This is a genomic window from Arthrobacter sp. LFS091 (assembly GCF_047977885.1).
Taxonomy (GTDB): domain Bacteria; phylum Actinomycetota; class Actinomycetes; order Actinomycetales; family Micrococcaceae; genus Arthrobacter.
Map to the genome: position 1 here is coordinate 211,706 of NZ_JBFPFP010000002.1, position 20,845 is coordinate 232,550.

A 20,845-nucleotide genomic window follows, 5' to 3' on the forward strand; every position below is an offset into this window, starting at 1 on the left:
CAGCCGGTCACAAACAAGACTTAGCCGGCAGCTTGCAGCGTGGCTTCGATCACGGCCGGCGAAAGAACATGTTGCGTGACCATTTGGCTCGCGCCCAGGATGGCCGCACGGTCCCCGGCCATGGTGATACCGATGCGCAGGTGGGTGGTGGCCAGTGGCAGGGAACGCCTGTAGACCACTTCGCGGATGCCGGCTACGAGGTGTTCGCCGGCCTCCCCCACGCTGCCGCCAATGATGATCATGGACGGATTGAGCAGGTTGACCACGGTGGCCAATACGTCGCCAACGTCGCGCCCGGCCTGACGCAGCGCCTGGATGGCCTGCAGGTTTCCCTCGCCCACCAGGCGCAGCACGTCCGCGCCGGTGGCAGCTTCGAGCCCTTGCGCCTTGAGTTGACGGGCGACGGCGGGACCAGAGGCCATCGCTTCGAGGCAGCCGTAGTTGCCGCATCGGCAGAGGACGTCATCGCCGCGGGGAACGCGGACGTGTCCAAGGTCGCCGGCAGTGCCGTTGGCGCCGCGTTGCAACTCACCGCTGCTGATGATCCCTGCACCGATGCCAGTAGCGACCTTGATGAACAGGAAGTTGTCGTGGTCGGGCCAGAATGCGGTCCGTTCACCGAGGGCCATGATGTTGACGTCGTTGTCCACCAAAACCGGAACGGGCAGCAATCGCTGAACGTAAGTGACGACGTCGAATCCGTCCCAACCGGGCATGATGGGCGGCTTCACGGGCCGCCCGGTGGCATGCTCAACCGGCCCTGGCAGTCCGATGCCCATTCCGGCGAGGTCCCCGGGCTCCCGCCCTGCCTCCGCGAGGAGCTCACGCCCCGCGGAAACCAAACGGCCCAGGACCACTTCGGGGCCGTCGGCGACTTCCTGGCCAAGCCGCCGCTCAGCGAGGATGCTGCCGCTGAGATCGGTGACGGCAACAATCACGTGGGTTGCGCCGACGTCGACCGCCAGGACCACGCGCGCAGCCGGATTGAAAGCGAAGCGCGACGGCGGCCTGCCGCCGCTGGAGCTGGCCTCCCCTGCCGGACCGACCAGACCCGAACTAATCAGGGCATCGATGCGGGAAGCGACCGTTGAACGGGCGAGCCCAGTGGTGACGGCAAGTTCGGCACGGGTGCGGGCCTGGCCGTCGCGGAGAAGTTGGAACAGGTCGCCAGCGCGCGAAAGGTTGCCGGCCTCCACCACGGAGGCATTTCCGGCGTCGTGTCCGCTGGCTGAAGTCATGCCTTTAGTGAAACACGATTGCTTATGCGTGTCATGCAGCAGAAGTATGTCGGCCTTATTTCAACTTTTGCTTGACGGTCGGCAAAAGTCCCCCTAGGTTGTGATGAGCAGCACATCAAGGCGATCGATACTCACCATCTCCCGCATCGATTCACCTCCAGAAGTCCGCTTACGAAGAGGTAACTGAACTTGTCCAGCCACACAGACGCCACCCGCCCTTTGGGTGTTGGCATCCTCGGCGCCGGCCCTGTCACTCAGGCCATCCACTTGACGTCCCTCGCCCGACTCGCCGACATCCTCACCGTCCGCCACATCATGGACGTCGACCCCTCCGTCGCCGAGTCGGTCGCCGCCCGCGTCGGCGCCACCCACAGCACCAGCGTCGAAGCCCTCCTCAGCGATCCCGCCGTCGAGGTTGTCGCCATCTGCAGCCCCCACCAGTTCCATGCCGAACAGGTCATCGCCGCCTGCCGCGCCGGCAAGAAGGCCGTCCTCTGCGAGAAGCCCTTCGCCATGAACGCCGGGGAAGCCGCACGGATCTCAGCGGTCAGCGCGGAAACCGGCGTGCCGATCATCGTCGGCGCAATGCACACCTTCGATCCGGGCTGGCTTGCCGCCCAGGAGAACTGGGCCAACCTCCCCGAGACCACGCACACCATCCGGTCCTCGATCGTCCTCCCACCCAACGCCCGGTTCGAGGACTTCGCCACCGAGATCATCACCCGCCCCGCCAACGGCACGCCCGACTACTCGGACCCTGAGGTCATCAAAGGCGCACTCCACGGCGGCATCATGGGCCTGGCCATCCACGACCTCCCGCTGATCCGCCGGTTCACCCCGGATTTCAAGGACATCGAGGTACTGCAGGCACGTCACGTCCGCCCCTTCGGCTACGTCATCTCGCTCCGCACCCCCACCCGGACCATCGAACTCCGCGCGGCCATGAACAACACATGGAAGCCGGAATGGAGCTTCGAAGCCATCTCCGACGACACTGCCCTGCACATCGACTTCACACCGTCGTACGTCCAGGCCGGTTCCGCCACCTCCACCTTGACGCGGGGCACCACGACCACAGTGCTCGGCCCCTTCGATCACAACGGCTACGAAGGCGAGTGGCGCGAACTCGCTGCCCTCGCCACGGGAGCGAAGCAGCCGCCCACCGCGCAAACCCTGATTGACGACCTGACCTTCGCGTTGGACATCGCCGACGCCACGGTAGCCACCCTTGAGACGCAAGCCGTTGCCGAAGGAATCCGCGCATGAGCCACAAGTACACAGTCAGGTCCGCGCCGGAGGCCCAAGTAGCCGGTGCCGTGGGGTTGGTGGTCGCGTCCCTGCCCGAATCGTTCGGTCCGGCCGCCTATGCAAAAGCCTACGTGCACGTCATCTCCGGCCGGCCAGGATGGACCGCCGAGGCGGTCACTGCCATCGACGGCGGTGCGAGCGGCATTGTTGTGGTCAACCCGGCACCGGAAAACACCGACTCCCTCGAGACGGCCGCCGGACGCAGCAACACCGCAGTGGTCCTCGACCAGCGCTGGGCATCCAACCCAGCAATGCCGGCAGCCGAGGATGCAGTCCGCTCCCTCGCCGGACGTGCCGCGATGCTCGACACCGTCGCAACCGCCCCGGCCGGCACCAACTCCGGTGAGCTGCTGGCGGACCATCTTGCCGCCGTCGTACGCGTTACCGGTCCGCTGGACGGCCTCCGCGTCCTCCACCGCGGACCGCGGGGCTACACGGCGACGGCGGTGCTCGCCAACGGCGCGCCGGTGGCGCTGCAAGGCATCCTGTCCGACGCCCGGCCCGCGTCCCTGCAGCTCAGCATGCTGGTTGACGACGGCGGCGTCGACCTCACGCTGCCCGAACCGTCCGCGGCGTGGCCGGCCAGGGTCAAGGTCACCGGGCCGCACGGCGAACTGCTTCTGCCCACCCTGTACGAGTCCGCCCACCGCGCGACGTGGCGCCGGCTGAAGGAACACCTCGACGCAGGCACCGTCCCCTCAGACCTGCGTTGGTTCGCGGAACTGACCGAATCCGTTTCCACCCTCACCTGAATCACCGCAACACAAAGCAGTACCAGCCATTCAGTATCCGTTTGCCCTACTCAAAGTTGAGCTGGACCGGCGTATCGACGCGGACTCCGCGTTGCCGGTCCCGAAAGGAATCACTATGAATGTTCAGTCCACAGCCAACAAAGCATTCTCCCGCCGCGGCTTCCTCGGCCTGACCGCCGCCGCGGCCTCAGTGCCGCTTCTCGCCGCCTGCGGAGGTGGCTCAGCCAGCCAGGGCGGCGGTGGCGGCGGCGCCGGTGGCACCATCAAGTTCTGGGATATGCCGTGGGCAACACCGGCCTACAACGATTCCGCCAAGAAGATCGCTGAAGGCTTCTCCGGCGCCAACAACGCCAAGGCCAACTACCAGATCATCCAGTGGAACAACTTCTACCAGACGTTCTCCTCGGCCATCGCTTCCAAAACCGGTCCGGCTGTTTCCACCGGTGGCGGCTTCCAGGCGTTCCAGTTTGATCAGCAGGGTCAGATCGCCTACGCAGACAAAGTCATCGAGAAGATGAAGGCCAACGGCCAGTTCGACGACTTCCTTCCGGGAGTGCTGGATCCGTTCAAGTCGGACAAGGGCTACGTCGCAGTACCTTGGCAGCTGGACATGCGCGTGTTCTGGTACCGCAAGTCGCTGTTCGAGAAAGCCGGGGTTTCCCTGCCCACCGACTGGCCTTCATTGCTCGAAGCCGGCAAGGCACTGAAGAAGGTTGGCGCGTTTGGCTTCGCCACCGGCGCCGGTTCGGGCAACAACTACGGCAACCACTCCATGATCATGATGATGGTCAACAACGGCGGCGGCGTCTGGAACAAGAACGGCGAACTGGACCTCCTCAACGACCGCAACGTCGAAGCCATGGAATTCGTCCTGGAACTCGTCTCCAACGGCATCATCGATCCTGCCGCGGTCAGCTACACCACTGACAACATGTCGGCACAGTGGAAGGACGGCAAGGCGGGATTCGGCCTCTTCCAGGTCAACGTTCCCCAGCGCGTGGGCGACACCTCCGGCGACCTGCTGGTTGCCGATCCCATCACCGGCCCGCACGGCGACAAAGCCACCATCGTGTTCCCGAACAACATCATGATGTACAAGAACACCCCCTCCCAGGAGGCCTCCGAAGAGTTCCTTGTCTACTACATGGGCCAGCTCAAGGAACTGTGGAAGCAGAAGCTCATGTCCGCGCTTCCGGTCTTCAAGTCGATCACCGAAACGCCCGAGTTCGCCAATGACCCCAACAACGTCAAGATCGTCAAGGACTGGCAGCCCATCGCCAAGACGTTCGCTTCCCAGGGCAGCACCCTCAACGCCAACCTCGCAGCCCTCGACGGCGGCCAGGCCCTCAACCAGTTCAGCCAGTCCATCCTGACCGGCCAGGCAAAGGACGCCAAGAGCGCCCTGCAGACGTTCCAGTCCGGCCTCGAATCCGTCCTGAAGAAGTAGGACGGGTCCAGCCATGACATCCACCACCGCACCTTCGGGCTTGTCCCGGGCCCGCCGGGGGCTCGCCCCCGGCGGGCCGGGGGCCTCCCCTGGTAAGCGCAAGAGCAAACTGAGCGCGCAAACCACCAGGACCTTCTTCTGGCTCCTGCTGCCTTCCGTGGTCCTGCTGGTCCTGATCCACGGCTATCCGCTGATCCACGCCGCGGTCCAGGCCACCCACGACGGCGACCTGCTCCAGACCGGAAACTTCGTTGGCGGGGAAAACTTTGCCCACGTCCTGTCCTCGCCGGCGTTCTGGAAGGCTGCACAGTTCACCCTGTGGTTCACGATTGTTGGCGTGTTCGGCTCCTGGCTTGTTGGCCTGGGACTGGCCCTGCTGCTGCGGACCAAAATCCCCGCAGGCAATACCTTCAAGGTCCTCTTGCTGCTGCCGTGGGTGGTGCCGATCGTGGTGTCTTCCACCGCGTGGAACTGGCTGGTTGCCACACCTGACAGCCTGATCCCCTCGATCTTCCGGGGCCTTGGCCTGGGAACGCCGCTCTTCCTGGCGGATCCGACCCTGGCGTCCATCACCGTCATGGTGTTCAAGGTCTGGGTTTCCTTCCCCTTCATGATGATGATGATCTCCGCGGCCTTGGCCTCGGTGGACACCACCGTCTATGAAGCGGCCAGCATGGATGGTGCCAGCCGTTGGCAGCAGTTCACCCAGATCACCCTGCCGCTGATCGCCCGCTCCACGTACATCTCGTGGATCCTCATGACGATCTTTTGCGTCAACGACTTCCCCACCATCTACCTCCTCACCGGCGGCGGCCCGGTCAGTGCCACCACCTCGCTGGTGGTCCTGGCTTACCGAACGGTTTTCCAGGACTTCGCTACCGGCCCCGGTGTTGCCATCGCCTTCCTCATGACCATGACCCTGGTGGTCATCTCCGTCATCCTGTACCGCCAGATCCGAAAGTCGAGCGTCGAATAATGAGCGCTGTACTCCACGCCCACCCCGAAACCGGCCCGGCCCTCGGCATCAGCGAATCAGGCAAAACCCGCCGGGTCCTCTCCGAAGCCGGCATGCGCGGACGCTGGTGGCGTTTTGTCCTGATCCTGGCCATCACTGTGATCGTCCTGGTACCCATCATGGTCACCGTGGTCCTCGCCTTCACGCCAGGGCCCAACAGCACCGCTACCGGGTTCACCTTCGAAAACCTTGCCAATGTCTTCAACGGAACACTGGCCGCGACATGGCTGCAGAACAGCCTGGTCACCACACTCTCCACCGTTGTGGTCTCCGTTGCCGTGGCAGCGCCGGCGGGCTACGTCCTGTCCCGCGGCCGGTCCAAGGCAGTCTCCGGTTACTCCCTGCTCCTGTTCGTGATGCAGTCCCTGCCGATCATCACCTCAGTGGTTCCGCTGTTCATCCTCTTCGCAGGGATGGGACTGGTGGACAACCTGCTGGGCATCACCATCATCTACGTCGGTTCCACCATGACCGTCGCCACGTGGATGATGGCCGCGTACTTCGATTCGATCCCCATCAGCCTCGAAGAAGCATCGTGGATCGATGGCTGCTCGGTGTTTGGTTCCTTCACCAAGGTGGTGCTGCGTAACTCCTTGCCCGGCATCCTTTCCACGGCGATCTTCGCTTTCCTGCTCGCATGGAACGACTACCTCGTGGCAATCGTCTTCCTCCGCTCCAATGAGATCTTCACCCTCCCCATGGGTGTCCAATCCTTCTTCCAGCAGAACGCCACAGACTGGACCTCAGTGATGGCGCTGGCCGTCGTCATGATGCTTCCCCCGATCATCGTCTTCGCCACGTTGAACAAGTACTTCAGCGTTGGCGGAATCGGTGGCTCCCTCGCCGGGCGCTAACTAGACTGGCGCCAACGCCTGAATTCCCTGCACAAACCACTCCCGCAAAGGAAAACAATGTCGTACTCACTCCAGCTGTACACCCTCCGCAATGCCATCCAGGAGGACCTGCCTGGAACCATCAAGAAGGTCGCCGAGATCGGTTTCACGCAGGTTGAACCGTACAACTTCGTGGCCACCGCAGCCGAGCTCGGGGCTGCGCTGAAGGAAAACGGCCTGACCGCTCCTTCAGGACACGCACCGCTCCTGTCGGCCGACCAGGACGAAATCTTCGCCGCCGCCAAGGAACTGGGCATCACCACCGTGATCGACCCGTTCCTCCCGGCTGAACACTGGCAGGACGCGGAAACCATCCAGGGTACGGCAGCCAAGCTCAACGCCGCCGCGAAGAAGGGTGCGGAGTACGGCATCCGCGTGGGCTACCACAACCACGCATGGGAACTGGAGTCCACCATCGAGGGCAAGACCGCGCTGGAGTACTTCGAGGGCCTGTTGGATCCGGAACTCGTCCTCGAGGTAGACACCTACTGGGTTGCCGTGGGCGGCCAGGACCCCGTGGAGCTGCTGGCCCGGCTCGGTGACCGCGTGAAGCTGATCCACATCAAGGACGGCCCGGGCAACACCGACACCAAGGCCCAGCAGCCCGCGGGCCAGGGCACCATCCCCGTGCTGGATGTCATTGCGGCGGCGAAGTCCTTGGAGGTTGGCGTCGTTGAATTTGACGACTACTCAGGCGACATCTTCGAAGGAATCACGGAAAGCCTCGCATTCCTCAACGCAGAATCGGCAGGTGCCAAGGCATGAGCTTCACACCTTCCACCCGTAAAGGCACTGTAGGCGTAGCCGTCATTGGTGCAGGCAACATCAGCAAGCAGTACCTGGACAACCTCACCACCTTCCCGGACGTCAAGGTCCTGGTCATCGCCGACCTCTTCGAAGAGGCGGCCAAGGCGCGCGCCGAGGAATACGGGATCCCCGAATGGGGTGCCCCGGAGCTGGCGCTGAACCATCCCGACGTCGAAATCATCGTGAACCTGACCATCCCTGCAGCTCACGTCGAGGTGGCGACGGCGGCGGTCAACGCCGGCAAGCACGTCTGGACCGAGAAGCCCTTCTCCCTGGACCGCGAGTCCGGTCTTGGCCTGCTCAAGGCAGCCGACGCCGCGGGCATCCGCCTGGGCACCGCACCGGACACGTTCCTTGGTGCGGGCCTGCAGACCGCGCGACGGATCATCGAGCGCGGCGACATCGGTACCCCGTTGACCGGCATGACCACGTTCCAGACCCCCGGACCGGAATCCTGGCACCCGAACCCTGCGTTCCTGTTCCAGCACGGCGCCGGACCCTTGTTCGACATGGGCCCGTACTACCTGACCGCACTGATCCAGACCTTCGGATCGATCCGCAAGGTGGCCGCCGTCGGCTCCTCCGCGAAGGCGACCCGCGTGATCGGTTCCGGTCCCAAGGCCGGCGAGGAATTCGCCGTCGAGGTCCCCACGCACGTTTCGGCAATGGCTCAGTTCGAGGGCGGCCAGTCCTCGCACAGTGTGTTCTCGTTCGAGTCGCCGCGCCAACGCATGGGCTTCGTGGAAATCACCGGCTCGGAGGCGACGCTCTCGCTGCCGGACCCGAACTATTTCGACGGCGACCTGAAGCTGTGGCGTCCGGGCGCGGAAGAACCCGAGATCATCGCCGCGACAGGTCCCGCCAACGGCCGTGGGCTGGGCGTGCTGGACATGGCCCGGGCCCTCCGCGCCGGCACCCCGCACCGGGCTACCGGTGACCTCGCCTACCACGTGCTGGACAGCATGGTCTCAATCGCAGAGTCCGTCGAATCCGGCACCTTCGTCGATGTCACCAGCAACGCCCCCACCTCGGCTGCCCTGCCCGAGGACTGGGCGCCGGAAACCGCAACCCTCTAAACCCCAGCGAACCCAGCGAGGAAACGAACCATGAGCACGCCCACACACTCGTCCCTGCCTTCCGACCGCCCACTGGGGGTTGCCGCCATCGGCTACGCCTTCATGGGGAAGGCCCACTCGAATGCGTGGCGGAACGTGGCCAGTTTCTTCGACGTCCCGGCCTTCGAGCAGAAGGTCCTCGTGGGCCGGGACGCAGCCCAGGTGGCCGAAGCCGCTGCCAAGTATGGTTGGGCCGAATCCGCCACTGACTGGCGTTCGGTCGTTGATCGGGACGACATCGACATCATCGATATCTGCGCCCCGGGCTGGATGCACGCCGAGATCGCTATTGCAGCCCTCGAAGCCGGCAAGCATGTCCTTGTGGAAAAGCCGCTCGCCAACACCCTGGGCGAGGCTGAACTTATGACCGCCGCCGCTGAGAAGGCCCGCAAACGCGGGGTTCAGTCCATGATCGGCTTCAACTACCGCCGCGTCCCCGCCCTTGCCTTGGCCCGCGAACTCATCGCCGAAGGCCGCCTCGGCACCGTGCGCCACATCCGCGCCGCCTACCTCCAGGACTGGCTCTCCGACGCAGAGTCTCCCATGACCTGGCGGCTCCGCAAGGAAACCGCCGGATCCGGCGCCCTGGGCGACATCGCCTCCCACGCCATCGACCAGGTCCTCTACCTCCTGGGCGACGCCGTCACCGAAGTCTCCGGCCGCCTGCACACTTTTGTTGACCAGCGTCCCGGCCCCAACGGCCCGGAACAAGTAACGGTCGACGACGCCGCCTGGGCAACCTTGGGCCTCGCCTCCGGAGCAATCGCCTCGGTGGAAGTCAGCCGGGTGGCGACGGGCCGGAAGAACTCCCTCACACTCGAAATCTACGGCGACAAGGGCACTCTCCTGTTCGATCTGGAAGCCCTCAATGAACTGGGTTTCCTGGATGCCACCCTGCCTGTGCGGGAACAGGGATTCCGCCGGATCCTGGTCAACGAACCCGAGCACCCCTACCTTGAAGCCTGGTGGCCACAGGGCCACATCATCGGCTGGGAACACACGTTCACGCACCAAATCCGGGACTTCCTTCTCGCCATTCGCGACGGAAGCCAGCCGTCGCCGTCGTTCGAAGAAGGACTCAACGTCCAACACATACTGGCCGCGATCGAAGAGTCGGCGGCCGCCAAAAGTTCACTGATCCAGCTCAACGCAACCCCTATTGAAGGAGCCTGACATGCCCCGCCCCTACACCCTGTTCACCGGCCAGTGGGCCGACCTCCCCTTCGAGGAAGTCGCTCGCCTTGCCTCGGGCTGGGGCTACGACGGCCTGGAAATCGCCGTCTCCGGAGACCACCTGGACGCCTGGCGCTGGGACGAACCCGGCTACGTCGAGTCCAAGCTCGCTGTCCTGGAAAAGTACAATCTGAAGGTCTGGGCCATCTCCAACCACCTCAAGGGCCAGGCCGTCTGCGATGACCCCATCGACTTCCGCCACGAAGCCATCGTCGGTTCCAAGGTCTGGGGCGACGGCGACCCCGAAGGCGTGCGCCAACGCGCCGCCGAGGAAATGAAGCACACCGCCCGCCTCGCCCGCGCTTTGGGCGTGGACACCGTCGTCGGATTCACCGGTTCCTCGATCTGGCAGTACGTGGCCATGTTCCCGCCCGTCCCCGAGAAGGTCATCGACGCCGGCTACCAGGACTTCGCCGACCGCTGGAACCCCGTCCTGGACGTCTTCGACGAACAAGGGGTCCGCTTCGCCCACGAAGTCCACCCCTCCGAAATCGCCTACGACTACTGGACCACGGTGCGCACCCTCGAAGCCATCGGACACCGGGAAGCGTTCGGGCTGAACTGGGACCCGTCCCACTTCATGTGGCAGGGCATCGACCCCGTGTCCTTCATTTGGGATTTCAAGGACCGGATCTACCACGTGGACTGCAAGGACACCAAGCTCCGCCCCACCGGCCGGAACACCGTCATGGGCTCCCACCTGCCCTGGGGCGACCCCCGCCGCGGCTGGGACTTCGTCTCCGCAGGACGAGGCGACGTTCCCTGGGAATCCTCCTTCCGCGCCCTGACCGCCATCGGCTACAACGGACCCATCAGCATCGAATGGGAAGACGCCGGCATGGACCGACTCCACGGTGCCCCCGAAGCCCTCGCCGCGCTGAAGAAGTTCGATTTCCCGGCGTCGCAGACCTCGTTCGACGCCGCCTTCAGCAGCAAGGACTAGCCCGTGGCCGACGCGACCCGAACCCTCCAACCCGACCAGCGTTGCGAGGTGTGGGTCGCGTCGGTATCCGGCGCATCCCAGCTGCTGTACAGCACCGATCGCATCCTGCTGGAGGCGCCCAACTGGACTTTGGATGGTACGGCGCTGGTCCTCAACGGGGACGGCAAGTTGTGGACCCTGGACGTTTCAGGTGGCGAACCCGTAGAAGTTCCGCTGACCGGCGTCCCGGACCTGAACAACGATCACGTGCTCGCGCCCGATGGCTCCGGCATCTACCTTTCAGCCAACGACGGCCACATTTACGGGGCATCACTGGGCGGCGGTCCTACCCAGCGGATCACGGACGACGACGGCACTTTCCATTTCCTCCACGGCGTCAGTCCCGACGGCAGGGAGCTGGCCTACGTGGGTATCGAGGCGGGCGACTTTACCCAGCCCGGTCGACTCATGACCATAGCGTCCGACGGCGGCACTGCCGCCCGCGTGGATGTTGGGCCCGGTCACTGCGACGGGCCGGAATACTCGCCGGATGGCCAGTGGATTTACCTCAATACCGAGTCCTTCACTTCTGCTCCCGGCCACGCGCAGCTGGCCCGCATCCGACTGGACGGGAGCGGTTTCGAGCGGCTCCTGACGTCAGACTCCGTCGACTGGTTCCCGCATCTCTCCCCCGACGGCCGCTTCGCGACGTACATCCGGTTCCCCAGCGGCACCGAAGGCCATCCCGCCGACTTGCCGGTCGCCGTCGTCCTTGTATCCACCGAAGACTGGACGGTTCCCCTCCAAACGTGGCCACTTTTTGGCGGCCAAGGTACCCTCAACGTCAACAGCTGGTCGCCGGATTCGACGCGCTTTGCGTTTGTGGCGTACCCGCTCACCGACCCATCAAAGGACTAAGCCCGTGACCTTCAGCAATGGCACTTCCGACGGCACCATCCGCTGGGGAATTCTCGGCACCGGCTTCATCGCGGGCCTGCAAACCAAGGATCTGAAGGAAAACGGCTTCACGGTTCAGGCTGTCGGATCGCGGTCGATGGACTCGTCCAAGGCTTTCGCCGCAGAGCACGGCGTCACCACAGCGCACGGCAGCTACGAGGACCTCGTGGCCGATCCCTTGGTCGACGTGGTTTACATAGCCACGCCACACCCCATGCACCACGCGAATGCTTTGTTGGCCCTGAACGCGGGCAAGCACGTGTTGGTGGAAAAGTCCTTCACCATGAACGCGCGGGAGGCTCAGGACGTTGTTGATTTGGCCGCATCGAAAGGGCTCGTGGCGTTGGAAGCCATGTGGACGAGGTTCCTTCCACACATGATCCGCGTGCGCGAGGTCATCGGGGCCGGCACCATCGGCGAGGTCCGGAAAGTGGTGGCCAGCCACAACCAAAGCCTTCCCAAGGATCCTTCCCACCGCTTGAACGATCCCGCACTGGGTGGTGGGGCCCTGCTGGACCTCGGCATCTACCCCATCTCGTTCGCTTTCGACATCCTGGGCACGCCCGCCGCGATCCGGGCAAGCGCTTCCGTGACGGCCACCGGTGTGGACCGACAGACGGCGGCGATTTTTGATTACGACGGCGGCGCGCAGGCGATCGTCGACTGCGAACTTGACGCAGCAAGCGCCAACCGGGCCATGGTGATCGGCGCCGAGGGTTGGATCGACATCGAGCACACCTGGTACAACCCTGTTCCCTTTACCGTCTTCAAAGCCGACGGGGAAGTGCTGGAACGCTACGACCAGCCCGTGAACAGCAGGGGCATGCAGTACCAGGCAGCGGAACTGGAACGCCTGGTCCGGGAGGGTTCCACTTCCGGAACGACTCTTCCCCAGTCTGAGACCGTGGCCATCATGGCTGCCATGGACGAGATCCGCCGGCAGATCGGCCTGAGCTACACCGCTGATGCCGCATGAGCGACTCACCCCGCCTCGTGGAACTCCTCCAGCAGGAGGAAGAGCTGGTCTTCGCAGCCTTCGACAACCATGATGCCTGGCGGCTGGGCTCGCTGATCGCCAACCACGCGATCTCTTCCGGGTTTGGTGTGGCAATCGACATTCGCCGCCACAACATCGTGCTCTTCCGCTGCGTCCTTCCCGGTGCTACCTCAGACCAGGAAGAATGGATCCGCCGGAAGGCTGCATCCGTGCTGCGGTTTGAGCACAGCACGGCCTTGCTGGGGGAACAGTTCGCTGAGCGCAACCCGCTGGGCGGTGGGTGGCTCGCTCCGGAGGACTACACCTTGGCTGGGGGATCCTTCCCGCTCCGGGTTCGTGGGGTTGGCGTCATTGGGGCGATCACGGTCTCCGGGTTGTCGTCCGATGACGACCACCAGCTGGTGGTCGACGGGATCCGGAGCTACTTGAAGACGGTGGGGGTTTAGCGCGTCACCGCCCCTTCAACACGTATCGCCGTTCAGGACGTCCGACGCCGTACTTGAGTCGGACGTCCAACGCACCTTCGTCGTGGAGGTACTCAAGGTAGCGGCGGGCGCTCACACGGGAAGTTCCCAGCTGTTCGGCAACCTCGGCGGCGGACAGGTCTCCGGGCGCGGACTTGAGCGCGGATTCGACCAATTCGAGGGTCTCCACGCTGCAGCCCTTGGGCAGTGACCGCTCAGAGACGCTGACACCGAATACCCGATTGACGTCGGCTTGTTCAGCCTGGTCCTTGGAAGAATCCAGTCCCTGGTAGGCGCTGAGGTAGTGTTCCAGCCTTTCCTGCAGGTCAGCTTGGGAGAACGGCTTGATCAGGTAATGCACTATCCCGCCACGCAGGGCTTTGCGGACTGTCTCCACTTCCCGGGCGGCACTGATAACCAGCACGTCCAGGTCGGGGGCCACGTCCCGGAGCTGGTGCATCAGGTCCAGGCCGCTGATGTCCGGAAGGTGGATGTCCAGCAACACCAGGTCGGGTTGAAGGCGTTCGGTTTCGATCACGGCACGGGCTCCGGTGTGGGCCACTCCCACCACTTCAAAGTGGGGTGTCCTCTGGATGAACCCGGCGTGCACTTTAGCCACCATGAAGTCGTCGTCGACGATCAGGACCTTGATCACGGCTGCGCTGCCTCTTTCTTTGCGTGTGAATCCTGCTTTGTGAACCGGGCAGTGAATACGGCACCCGCGTCGTTGGCCACGGTCAGGTCCCCTCCGCTGCGCCGGCAAATCACCCGCGAGAGCGCCAGCCCAAAGCCCCGGGCGTCTCCGGGGCCCGGGTCCTTGGTGGAGAAGCCTTGCCGGAAAATCTCTTCTGCGGAATCCGAGGGTACGCCGGGGCCGTTGTCCCGAACGGTGACGGTGACGCCGTCCACCGAGTCGGCCACCAGAACGGTGACCGCTGCCCCCGCAAACCCGGTGACGGCGTCGAACGCGTTATCCACCAGGTTCCCCACCACGGTGGTGACGTCCCGGGAGAGTTCCTCGGGCACCGGCGAAAGAGTGGACCCGGGGTCCAACTGCACGTCCACGCCACGTTCCGACGCCAGGCTGGCCTTGGCGATAAGCAGGGCGGCGAGCGCGGGGTCTTCGATCCGGCTGGTGATGTCGTCGTTGAGCCGGGTGCGTTCCACGGTAGCGCCGTTGACGAACTGCACCACGGAATCATATTCGCCGATCTGGATCAGGCCGGAGATGACGTGGAGTTGGTTGGCGAACTCGTGCGCTTGCGCCCGCAACGTGTTGGTGACTGTGCGGGTGGCGCCCAGTTCGCTCTCCAAGGAGGACAGTTCTGTCCGGTCCCTCAGGGTTGTCACTGAACCGATGTCGCGCCCATGCGAGTGGAGGGCCACGCGGTTCATCACCACCAGCCGTTCACCTACCAGCACCAACTGGTCCGGGTCTGCTTGGTCGCGCGTCAGGACGGTCTTCAGCGCGGGGTCCACATGAAGGGACCGGAGCTTCTTGCCGACGCAGTCCGGCGGAAGGCCCAGGAGCTGCCGCGCGCTTTGGTTGGCCACGGTGATCCGTTCGTGGGGATCCAACGCGACAACGCCTTCTTTCAAACCCTGCAACATGGCTTCGCGGTTCTCCACCAGACCTGTGATTTCCCGGGGTTCCATGCCCAGTGTCTGGCGTTTTACGCGCCGGGACAACAGGAGCGAGCCGGCCACTCCCAGGACACTTGCAACGCCCAGGTAGGTGAGCAGGTTGGGCACGGCGTCGCCCAGGCGTTCCAGTGTGGAGGGATAGTTGCGGCTGATCGAGGCGATGCCGATCATGGTTCCGGAGTCGTCTATGACCGGCACGTGGGCGGAAAGGACTTCGCTGTTGTTGGCGTTGAGTACACCGGTCCAGGCACGGCCCTCCATGACCCTGCTTTCACCCAGGGGAAGCTTGCGGCCTATCAGTCCGGGGTCGGAGGCAGTGATGACGGTGCCATCCAATTTGGCCAACGCTACGTGCGCCGATCCGGACACCGTGCGGACGGACTCGGCAACTGCCGGAAGGGCTGAACCGCCACGTGGTTCTGCCGTGGGCAGCAGTGCCCGTACGGTGGGGTTGTTGCCCAGGGCTTCGGCGGCGGACAACGCCCTGCGCCCCTCGGTCCGTTCGAAAGCTTCGGCGGATTGGGCCAGGGAGATTGCCACAACAGCTACCAGGACGGCCAACACAATGAGCAACTGCAGTACCAGGTATTGCCCTGCAAGGGACATGCCTCTGCGTCGAGTCACGGTGCGGTTCCTTAGGTGGTGCCGGTGATCGGAGCTGGCTGGGGGTGCTCCGCGTGGCGTACGGGAACTATACCCCAGAGCCTTCCAGGACCTTTGCGGTCCGTGAACGCAATGAACTTAAAGATCACTGCGAACACAAGAGTGATCGCCGTCACGCCCCCGCCTAGCATCAGTTCCCGGGGCTCAACGATGACCGCCCTGGACAGAATTCATAACTGAGAAGAGGAACACCATGCGCCAGATCCGCGCATTGCGAGTCGCCGCCGTTGCCGCCGGCCTCGCCCTGATGGCCACAGGTTGCGGTGCCACAGGCAAGAGCTCCACCGGTTCGGAAACCTCCGGCGCAGCAGCCGGACCCATCACCGGGCTCCAGATCATGGTGCCTAACACTCCCGGCGGCGGCTATGACACCACGGCCCGCGCAGCGGCCAAGGTCCTTGATGACGAGAAAATCGCCAACAACACCGAGGTCTTTAACCTCGCCGGTGCCGGCGGCACTGTCGGCCTGGCCCGGGTGGTCAATGAGAAGGGCAATGGCGATCTCGCCATGTTGATGGGCCTGGGCGTCGTTGGTGCCAGCTACACCAACAAGTCGCAGTCAAAGCTGACGGACACTACGCCCCTGGCAAAGCTGATTGAAGAGCCGGGCGCCATCATGGTCAGCAAGGACTCCCCCTACAAGACCATCGACGACCTTGTGAAAGCCTGGAAGGCTGATCCCGGATCCATCTCAGTGGGCGGAGGCTCCTCCCCCGGCGGACCTGACCACCTGCTGCCGATGCAGTTGGCCGGTGCCGTTGGCATCGACGCCACCAAGGTCAACTTTGTTTCCTACGACGGCGGTGGCGACCTCCTGCCCGCCATCCTGGGCAACAAGCTCGGCTTTGCCGCTTCCGGCGCCGGTGAGTACCTGGAGCAGATCAAGTCCGGCGAAGTCCGTGTGCTCGCCACCAGCGGTGAAAAGCGGCTCGACGGCGTGGACGCACCCACGCTGAAGGAATCCAACATTGACCTGGTGTTCAGCAACTGGCGTGGCGTGGTGGCCCCTCCAGGCATCAGCGACGCCGACAAGCAGTCCCTGATCGCCGCACTGGAGAAAATGCACGCTTCCGAGGGCTGGAAGCAAGCGCTGAAGACCCACAGCTGGACGGACGCTTTTGTCACCGGCGATCAGTTCAAGACCTTCCTGACCGACCAGGACAAGCGGGTGGCGGACGTCCTCACCAAGCTTGGTCTGGCGTGAGCTCTGCAGTAACAGGCTTGAAAGGCCGCGCCGAGCTGGGGGTAGCCCTCCTGCTCGGCGTGGTTGGCGTCCTTGTTTTCCTCGACGCCAACGGCCTGGTAACCCCGTACTCCAAGTCAGACCCCGTTGGCCCCAAGACGGTCCCGTTCATCGTTGCCGGAATTCTCCTGATCTGCGCCGTGATGCTGGCCATCAACGTCCTCCGTGGCGGTAAAGGCGAAGCCGAAGAAGGCGAGGATGTGGACCTGACCCATCCTGCGGACTGGAAGACCATCCTTCCGCTGGCGGGTGCATTCCTCCTGAACATCCTGCTGATCGACTGGGCCGGCTGGGTCATCTCCGGCACCGTCCTGTTCTGGGGCAGCGTCCTTGCCCTGGGCAGCCGCCGGTACATCCGCGACGGAATCATCTCCGTGGCGCTCTCCCTGCTCACCTTCTACGGCTTCTACCTCGGCCTCGGCATTGCTTTGCCGGCCGGGCTCCTGGAAGGAATCCTCTGATGGACGTCTGGTCCTCCTTGATGGACGGTTTCTCCACCGCCCTGACTCCCATGAACCTGATGTACGCCATGATCGGCGTCATCCTGGGCACCGCTGTTGGTGTCCTCCCCGGGCTGGGCCCGGCCATGACCGTGGCACTGCTCCTCCCCGTTACTTATGCCCTTGAACCCACCAGCGCGTTCATCATGTTCGCCGGTATCTACTACGGCGGCATGTACGGCGGCTCCACCACCTCCATCCTGTTGAACACACCGGGTGAATCCTCATCCGTGGTTACAGCCATTGAAGGCAACAAGATGGCCAAGGCGGGACGCGCCGCCCAAGCGCTTGCGACGGCGGCCATCGGCTCGTTCGTTGCCGGAACCATTGGCACCACCCTCCTTGCCGTCTGCGCGCCGATCGTTGTGAAGTTCGCCGTCAGCCTGGGCTCGCCCAGCTACTTCGCAATCATGATGCTGGCTCTCCTGGCCGTCACCGCGGTCCTGGGCAAGTCACGTCTCCGCGGCTTCGCCTCCCTGGGCCTGGGCCTGGCCATCGGACTGGTTGGTTTGGACTCCGTGACCGGTCAAAGCCGCCTAACGTTCGGCATTCCGCTGTTGTCCGACGGACTGGACATTGTGGTGGTGGCCGTGGCAATCTTCGCCGTGGGCGAGGCACTCTGGGTGGCCGCCCATTTGCGCCGCACTCCGCTGCACATCATTCCGGTGGGCCGTCCCTGGATGGGCAAGAAGGACTGGCAGCGTTCCTGGAAGCCGTGGCTTCGCGGCACAGTGTTTGGCTTCCCGTTCGGCGCACTGCCTGCAGGTGGAGCCGAAATCCCCACGTTCCTCTCCTACGTCACGGAAAAGCGCCTCAGCAAACACCCCGAAGAATTCGGACACGGTGCCATTGAGGGCGTGGCCGGGCCGGAAGCTGCCAACAACGCAGCGGCGGCCGGCACGCTCACCCCCATGCTGGCCCTCGGTTTGCCCACCAACGCAACGGCCGCCGTGATGCTCGCAGCATTTACGTCCTACGGCATCCAGCCTGGTCCGCAGCTCTTCTCCAGCCAGGGACCGTTGGTCTGGGCGTTGATTGCCAGCCTCTTCATCGGCAACCTCCTGCTCCTGCTGATCAACCTTCCGCTGGCACCCCTGTGGGCCAAGCTCCTGCAGCTCCCCCGCCCGTACCTGTACGCAGGCATCCTGTTCTTCGCCACTTTGGGCGCCTACTCGGTGAACCTGCAGGCGTTCGACCTGGTAATCCTGCTGGTCCTCGGCGCACTCGGCTTCATGATGCGGCGGTTCGGGCTCCCCGTCCTGCCGCTCATTCTGGGCGTCATCCTCGGCCCTCGCCTGGAAGGCCAGCTCCGCAAGACCCTGCAGCTCAGTGCCGGCGACCCTGCCGGGCTCTTCAGCGAGCCGATCGCCGTCGGGATTTACGTGATCATCGGCATCATCCTGGCGTGGCCGCTGGTGCTCAAGGTCATCCGGCGCAGCCGTCCGGCAAAGGCCATGCCCATTGGCTACGACGACGCTGAACCCAGCGCGGACCACGCCGTTGCGTCCGTGCCGCCGTCAACCACCACGGAAGCCACCATCCCAACCCATCGGAAACAGGAGAAACCATGACCATCGTGGTGGGATACGTCCCTACACCGGAAGGCGAAGCGGCCCTGACCCAGGCCATCGCCGAGGCCAAGAAGGGCAACGAAACCCTCCTTGTCATCAACTCCTCCAAGGGCGACGCCCTGGTGGACAATCGCTACGCCCAGGAGCCGGACATCCAGAGCATCGAGGAACGGCTTGCTTCGCAGGGCGTGCAGCACGTCATCAAGCAGCCCATCCGCGGCCACGACGCAGCAGCCGAAGTACTGGACGCAGCTGACGAGCATGACGCCGGGCTGATCGTGATCGGCCTCCGCCGCCGCAGCCCGGTGGGCAAGCTCATCATGGGCAGCGTCTCCCAGCGGATCCTGCTGGAGGCTGACTGCCCCGTGCTGGCGGTCAAGGCGGACTAAGGTTCGGGAAGCACGACGGCGGCTGGTCACCAAGGTGGCCAGCCGCCGTCGTGCTTTATGCGTTTGAGCGTCAGGGGGTGGGCCGGATGGCCGTGTCCTGGCTGTATGAGGTGATGGTGGACGCGGCTCCGCTGTCGAGCACCTTCGAATGGGTAGTCGATCCGTCAAGAACCACGTGCTGGGTGGCAACATTGCTGACCACGTGGTTGGTGGCTATGACGTTGCCGTCCCCTCCTGCGATCAGGATGATGGTCGGCTGGGCACCGGCAGGGACAACCTTGTTCGGCGGGACGTCGTAAGCGAAAAGGTTGTTTGAGATGAGGTTGTTGTCTCCCAGCGTATGGATGACGCCGTAGAGGTCATCGAGTCCGTTGGTGCGGTCGATGAAGGGCGGAAACCCTTCCGCGCCCCGGCGGAAGTGGTTGGAGGTGATGAGGTTTTCTTTGCATCCATTCAGAAGGCGCATTATGCCCGGATAGAAGCCCTGGAACCTGTTTGATGTCACGCTGCAGCGATTGCAGCCTGTGAACTCAAGGAGACTGCGTCCTCTGGGGAAGAAGTTGTTTCCTGTGACCAGGAGACCTTCGTGGTTTTCGGCCAGAAGAGTCACTCCCTCGGGGCCGGCACCCATCAGGTTGTCGCTGACAATCGTTGCCTGACCGGCTCCGGTCAGTTCCACGCAGTTCCCGCATTCTGCGATCATGTTGTCGTGGATCCGCAGGGCGTCGGCGCCCCGGACTACCAGAGCGTGCTCGAGATAGACGAACCCCATCCCCGTGATGTGGATGGAGTCGTTGTCGGATGCGACGTCAATGCCGGTCTTCCCATTTTTGTAGCTGTTCGCGTCCGGGGTGAAAGAAACCCCATCAAGGCAGAAATCCCTGAACACGATCCCGGACAGGCGGGGGCTTCCGTTCCTGCGCACGAGAAATGCCTGGGGCGCCGAAGGTGGCGTCAGGACGCGGATGTGACTGCCGCCCGGCTGCAGGTTTACCCAGCCCGTGGTGTCGACGTTGTCCTTGATGCTTCGGGAGAAGAAGCCATGACCAAAACCGGCGATGGTGAGGTAGTCCACGTCCACCACCACTTGGGTGAGAAGGTCATAGTCCCCCGGAGGAATGATGACAACGGCTCCCGGCCTGGTCTCCGGCGTCGCCTGGCGCTTTTTTATGTCAGCGATGATGTCATTGATGACGGCACCGATATCCGACTCCGCCGTGATCTTGGGCTTTCCTTTGATCTTCCAAGCCGTGACGTCATAGGCGTTCGGCGAGTTGAAGGGACCCCCTTTACTCTCCTCCGCGGCCTCTGCGTTTGGGGATGTTCCAAGGCTCAAGGCCGCAGCCAGCGTGCCCACAGCCCCTGCCCCCACGAGCATTCGGCGGCCCGGGTCGGTCGTTTCAAGCTTCCTGCCAGTTCCCACTGGATCTCCTGTCAGTCCTCGTCCATAGCCCGGCGCCTCGGGGTGGCAGTCAGGCACGGCGTGCCAAATCGTTTATCCAAGGGGGGTTGGGAGAAACACTAAGAGCAGTTGTGAGGGCTGTCAACGCCAAAATCCGGGCCAGTATTTTGGCACGATCCGCTCCGGACCTCCCGCCGATGTGACCCTTGACACCAGAAATATTGGAGGCCTACACTCATGCCAAGTCGTTTTGGCAAAACGATTTGTCACCCAAATGAACCTCAG

The 20,845-nt window shown here is 63.8% G+C and carries 20 protein-coding genes; 16 read left to right on the forward strand and 4 right to left on the reverse strand.

Annotated features, from left to right (window positions below; all coding sequences use genetic code 11):
- Nucleotides 1-20: 20 nt before the first annotated feature.
- On the reverse strand, nucleotides 21-1,238 hold the full coding sequence (locus ACNQOP_RS03695; protein ID WP_416403373.1) for an ROK family transcriptional regulator: 1,218 nt from the start codon (nucleotides 1,236-1,238) through the stop codon (nucleotides 21-23).
- A 189-nt stretch (nucleotides 1,239-1,427) separates the two neighbouring features.
- On the opposite strand from ACNQOP_RS03695, the gene ACNQOP_RS03700 reads away from it, so the two are divergent.
- The 12 genes from ACNQOP_RS03700 (at nucleotide 1,428) to ACNQOP_RS03755 (ending at nucleotide 13,130) form a co-directional block, all read left to right on the forward strand.
- On the forward strand, nucleotides 1,428-2,504 hold the full coding sequence (locus ACNQOP_RS03700) for a Gfo/Idh/MocA family protein (RefSeq protein ID WP_416403374.1): 1,077 nt from the start codon (nucleotides 1,428-1,430) through the stop codon (nucleotides 2,502-2,504).
- Nucleotides 2,501-3,298: a hypothetical protein gene (locus ACNQOP_RS03705; protein WP_416403375.1), complete on the forward strand. Its 798-nt coding sequence runs from the start codon at nucleotides 2,501-2,503 to the stop codon at nucleotides 3,296-3,298. Before ACNQOP_RS03700 ends, ACNQOP_RS03705 begins: the two co-directional genes overlap by 4 nt.
- Nucleotides 3,299-3,413: 115 nt before the next feature.
- On the forward strand, nucleotides 3,414-4,745 hold the full coding sequence (locus tag ACNQOP_RS03710) for an ABC transporter substrate-binding protein (protein WP_257370467.1): 1,332 nt from the start codon (nucleotides 3,414-3,416) through the stop codon (nucleotides 4,743-4,745).
- A 13-nt stretch (nucleotides 4,746-4,758) separates the two neighbouring features.
- Complete coding sequence (locus tag ACNQOP_RS03715) at nucleotides 4,759-5,721, forward strand: carbohydrate ABC transporter permease (protein ID WP_257370468.1); 963 nt, start codon at nucleotides 4,759-4,761, stop codon at nucleotides 5,719-5,721.
- Nucleotides 5,721-6,614 (forward strand): carbohydrate ABC transporter permease, encoded by an 894-nt coding sequence (locus ACNQOP_RS03720; RefSeq protein WP_257370469.1) that lies wholly within the window; start codon nucleotides 5,721-5,723, stop codon nucleotides 6,612-6,614. Before ACNQOP_RS03715 ends, ACNQOP_RS03720 begins: the two co-directional genes overlap by 1 nt.
- A gap of 57 nt (nucleotides 6,615-6,671) precedes the next feature.
- Nucleotides 6,672-7,418, forward strand: a complete 747-nt coding sequence (locus ACNQOP_RS03725; protein WP_235519868.1) for a sugar phosphate isomerase/epimerase family protein — start codon at nucleotides 6,672-6,674, stop codon at nucleotides 7,416-7,418.
- On the forward strand, nucleotides 7,415-8,536 hold the full coding sequence (locus ACNQOP_RS03730) for a Gfo/Idh/MocA family oxidoreductase (RefSeq protein WP_349470666.1): 1,122 nt from the start codon (nucleotides 7,415-7,417) through the stop codon (nucleotides 8,534-8,536). Before ACNQOP_RS03725 ends, ACNQOP_RS03730 begins: the two co-directional genes overlap by 4 nt.
- A 30-nt stretch (nucleotides 8,537-8,566) precedes the next feature.
- Complete coding sequence (locus tag ACNQOP_RS03735; protein WP_416403376.1) at nucleotides 8,567-9,748, forward strand: Gfo/Idh/MocA family protein; 1,182 nt, start codon at nucleotides 8,567-8,569, stop codon at nucleotides 9,746-9,748.
- Nucleotide 9,749: 1 nt separating this feature from the next.
- On the forward strand, nucleotides 9,750-10,751 hold the full coding sequence (locus ACNQOP_RS03740) for a sugar phosphate isomerase/epimerase family protein (RefSeq protein WP_416403377.1): 1,002 nt from the start codon (nucleotides 9,750-9,752) through the stop codon (nucleotides 10,749-10,751).
- Between the two features lie 3 nt (nucleotides 10,752-10,754).
- The gene (locus ACNQOP_RS03745; RefSeq protein WP_416403378.1) at nucleotides 10,755-11,648 is read left to right on the forward strand and encodes a TolB family protein; all 894 of its coding nucleotides are present in this window, start codon (nucleotides 10,755-10,757) and stop codon (nucleotides 11,646-11,648) included.
- Between the two features lie 4 nt (nucleotides 11,649-11,652).
- Nucleotides 11,653-12,663, forward strand: a complete 1,011-nt coding sequence (locus ACNQOP_RS03750; RefSeq protein ID WP_416403379.1) for a Gfo/Idh/MocA family protein — start codon at nucleotides 11,653-11,655, stop codon at nucleotides 12,661-12,663.
- Nucleotides 12,660-13,130 (forward strand): heme-degrading domain-containing protein, encoded by a 471-nt coding sequence (locus tag ACNQOP_RS03755; RefSeq protein WP_416403380.1) that lies wholly within the window; start codon nucleotides 12,660-12,662, stop codon nucleotides 13,128-13,130. The genes ACNQOP_RS03750 and ACNQOP_RS03755 overlap by 4 nt, the downstream gene beginning before the upstream one ends.
- Nucleotides 13,131-13,134: 4 nt before the next feature.
- On the opposite strand, the gene ACNQOP_RS03760 is transcribed toward ACNQOP_RS03755, so the two are convergent.
- The gene (locus ACNQOP_RS03760) at nucleotides 13,135-13,803 is read right to left on the reverse strand and encodes a response regulator (protein WP_257370476.1); all 669 of its coding nucleotides are present in this window, start codon (nucleotides 13,801-13,803) and stop codon (nucleotides 13,135-13,137) included.
- Nucleotides 13,800-15,398, reverse strand: coding sequence for a sensor histidine kinase (locus ACNQOP_RS03765; RefSeq protein ID WP_284985530.1), 1,599 nt, complete (start codon nucleotides 15,396-15,398; stop codon nucleotides 13,800-13,802). Before ACNQOP_RS03765 ends, ACNQOP_RS03760 begins: the two co-directional genes overlap by 4 nt.
- Nucleotides 15,399-15,648: 250 nt before the next feature.
- Between ACNQOP_RS03765 and ACNQOP_RS03770 the strand changes: the two genes are divergently transcribed.
- Genes ACNQOP_RS03770 through ACNQOP_RS03785 form a run of 4 tightly spaced genes read left to right on the forward strand, consistent with a single transcriptional unit; the run spans nucleotide 15,649 to nucleotide 19,158 of the window.
- On the forward strand, nucleotides 15,649-16,659 hold the full coding sequence (locus ACNQOP_RS03770; protein ID WP_235519821.1) for a Bug family tripartite tricarboxylate transporter substrate binding protein: 1,011 nt from the start codon (nucleotides 15,649-15,651) through the stop codon (nucleotides 16,657-16,659).
- Nucleotides 16,656-17,159, forward strand: coding sequence for a tripartite tricarboxylate transporter TctB family protein (locus tag ACNQOP_RS03775; RefSeq protein ID WP_211713922.1), 504 nt, complete (start codon nucleotides 16,656-16,658; stop codon nucleotides 17,157-17,159). Before ACNQOP_RS03770 ends, ACNQOP_RS03775 begins: the two co-directional genes overlap by 4 nt.
- Entirely contained in the window at nucleotides 17,159-18,769 is a 1,611-nt protein-coding gene (locus ACNQOP_RS03780; protein WP_257370479.1) for a tripartite tricarboxylate transporter permease, read from the forward strand. The genes ACNQOP_RS03775 and ACNQOP_RS03780 overlap by 1 nt, the downstream gene beginning before the upstream one ends.
- Nucleotides 18,766-19,158 carry a universal stress protein gene (locus ACNQOP_RS03785; RefSeq protein ID WP_211713924.1) on the forward strand — a complete coding sequence of 131 codons (393 nt, stop codon included), beginning with the start codon at nucleotides 18,766-18,768 and terminating at the stop codon, nucleotides 19,156-19,158. Before ACNQOP_RS03780 ends, ACNQOP_RS03785 begins: the two co-directional genes overlap by 4 nt.
- Nucleotides 19,159-19,228: 70 nt before the next feature.
- Here ACNQOP_RS03785 and ACNQOP_RS03790 read toward each other — a convergent pair whose 3' ends face one another.
- Nucleotides 19,229-20,536 carry a NosD domain-containing protein gene (locus tag ACNQOP_RS03790; protein WP_416403606.1) on the reverse strand — a complete coding sequence of 436 codons (1,308 nt, stop codon included), beginning with the start codon at nucleotides 20,534-20,536 and terminating at the stop codon, nucleotides 19,229-19,231.
- Nucleotides 20,537-20,845: the final 309 nt, after the last annotated feature.

What these genes read in the sequence shown, in the direction of transcription:
- ACNQOP_RS03790 (WP_416403606.1), bottom strand. Translation starts at nt 20,536, where the DNA reads ATGCTCGTGGGGGCAGGGGCTGTGGGCACGCTGGCTGCGGCCTTGAGC.
- ACNQOP_RS03695 (WP_416403373.1), bottom strand. Translation starts at nt 1,238, where the DNA reads ATGACTTCAGCCAGCGGACACGACGCCGGAAATGCCTCCGTGGTGGAG.
- ACNQOP_RS03715 (WP_257370468.1), top strand. Translation starts at nt 4,759, where the DNA reads ATGACATCCACCACCGCACCTTCGGGCTTGTCCCGGGCCCGCCGGGGG.
- ACNQOP_RS03705 (WP_416403375.1), top strand. Translation starts at nt 2,501, where the DNA reads ATGAGCCACAAGTACACAGTCAGGTCCGCGCCGGAGGCCCAAGTAGCC.
- ACNQOP_RS03740 (WP_416403377.1), top strand. Translation starts at nt 9,750, where the DNA reads ATGCCCCGCCCCTACACCCTGTTCACCGGCCAGTGGGCCGACCTCCCC.
- ACNQOP_RS03735 (WP_416403376.1), top strand. Translation starts at nt 8,567, where the DNA reads ATGAGCACGCCCACACACTCGTCCCTGCCTTCCGACCGCCCACTGGGG.
- ACNQOP_RS03785 (WP_211713924.1), top strand. Translation starts at nt 18,766, where the DNA reads ATGACCATCGTGGTGGGATACGTCCCTACACCGGAAGGCGAAGCGGCC.
- ACNQOP_RS03730 (WP_349470666.1), top strand. Translation starts at nt 7,415, where the DNA reads ATGAGCTTCACACCTTCCACCCGTAAAGGCACTGTAGGCGTAGCCGTC.
- ACNQOP_RS03725 (WP_235519868.1), top strand. Translation starts at nt 6,672, where the DNA reads ATGTCGTACTCACTCCAGCTGTACACCCTCCGCAATGCCATCCAGGAG.
- ACNQOP_RS03710 (WP_257370467.1), top strand. Translation starts at nt 3,414, where the DNA reads ATGAATGTTCAGTCCACAGCCAACAAAGCATTCTCCCGCCGCGGCTTC.
- ACNQOP_RS03765 (WP_284985530.1), bottom strand. Translation starts at nt 15,398, where the DNA reads ATGTCCCTTGCAGGGCAATACCTGGTACTGCAGTTGCTCATTGTGTTG.
- ACNQOP_RS03755 (WP_416403380.1), top strand. Translation starts at nt 12,660, where the DNA reads ATGAGCGACTCACCCCGCCTCGTGGAACTCCTCCAGCAGGAGGAAGAG.
- ACNQOP_RS03720 (WP_257370469.1), top strand. Translation starts at nt 5,721, where the DNA reads ATGAGCGCTGTACTCCACGCCCACCCCGAAACCGGCCCGGCCCTCGGC.
- ACNQOP_RS03780 (WP_257370479.1), top strand. Translation starts at nt 17,159, where the DNA reads ATGGACGTCTGGTCCTCCTTGATGGACGGTTTCTCCACCGCCCTGACT.
- ACNQOP_RS03770 (WP_235519821.1), top strand. Translation starts at nt 15,649, where the DNA reads ATGCGCCAGATCCGCGCATTGCGAGTCGCCGCCGTTGCCGCCGGCCTC.